At 69.5% G+C, this 1,051-nt stretch carries 1 protein-coding gene; it reads right to left on the bottom strand.

The annotated features are described in order from the left end of the window. The coding region (locus I5I_RS12865) for a sensor histidine kinase (protein WP_187289956.1) at positions 1 to 886 on the bottom strand (886 nt) is incomplete at its 3' end. Between the last annotated feature and the right edge of the window lie 165 nt (positions 887 to 1,051).

The raw sequence follows: 1,051 nt of genomic DNA, 5'->3' as shown, positions 1-1,051 counted from the left end.
TAGGGGACGAGACCCGCTCCAGATCGTCGGCCGCGATCCCGATGCCGGTGTCGGACACCCGCAGCACCGCGTCGTCGCCCTCTGCGGTGGTCATGACCTCGACGCTACCGCCGCGCGGGGTGTACTTGATGGCGTTGCTGATGAGGTTGTCGACGACCTGGCGCAGTCGGAAACCGTCCCCGGTGATCGGCAGGGGGCGGTCGATGTTCGTCTGCAGGTCGATGTCGGAGGCGGCCGCGGCCGGGGCGAATGCGTCGGCCGTGGCCGCGGCGATGACCGACAGGTCGAATTGGTCGCTCATCTCCGGGGCGCGGTGGGAGTCGAGCAGCGATTTCGTGAGGGCCAGCATCCGTTCGGCGGCCCCCTCGATGACCGTCGCGTGCTCGCGCTGGGCCGGCGTGAGGTCTTCGGCGTCGAGCATGAGGTCGGCGTGACCGAGGATGACCGTGAGCGGGTTTCGCAGCTCGTGGGAGACGGCGCTGGTTGTCGCCCGCTGCTCTCGGCGTTCGCGCTCGGTGTCGGTGACGTCGTCGAGCTGGATGATGGAGACCTCGGTGTCGTCGTCGGTCTCGGTGCGCACCGTACGTCCGCGGATCGACATCGACAATGCGCGCCACTCTCCGCTGGCGTCGTACAGCCAGATCAGCTCGTTCTCGACCCGCTCGCCGCGGGCGGCGCGGGCGATGGAGGTCGCGTCGCGGGGAAGGGCGGTGCCGCGGTAGGCGTCGTACTCGACGGCGCGCGGCGGATGCCGGTAGTCGTCGTTGTCGTAGGCGTAGAGATGCCGGTAGGCGGCGTTGGCCAGGTCGATGTTCCCACGGTCGTCCACGCGGGCCAGTGCGGTGCTCACGGTGTCGAACAGTCCGTTGGCGCGGTCTTCGTGCACGCTCATCCGCGCCACGGCGCGGTCGAGTGGCGGGACTGGCGCTGGATGAGCAGGCGGAACGCGCGGGTGCCACGGGCGCCCTGGTTCATGGCGATGCCAAGGAAGCCGAGTCCCGCCAGGACGATCATGATCTCCAGGGGCGACGTGAAGCGTGCCCCGGGAATC

This window comes from Microbacterium sp. B24 (assembly GCF_000333415.1).
In the GTDB taxonomy this organism is placed as follows: domain Bacteria; phylum Actinomycetota; class Actinomycetes; order Actinomycetales; family Microbacteriaceae; genus Microbacterium.
Note: the sequence above shows the minus strand (reverse complement) of the source record. Positions and strands in the feature narration are given on the sequence as shown.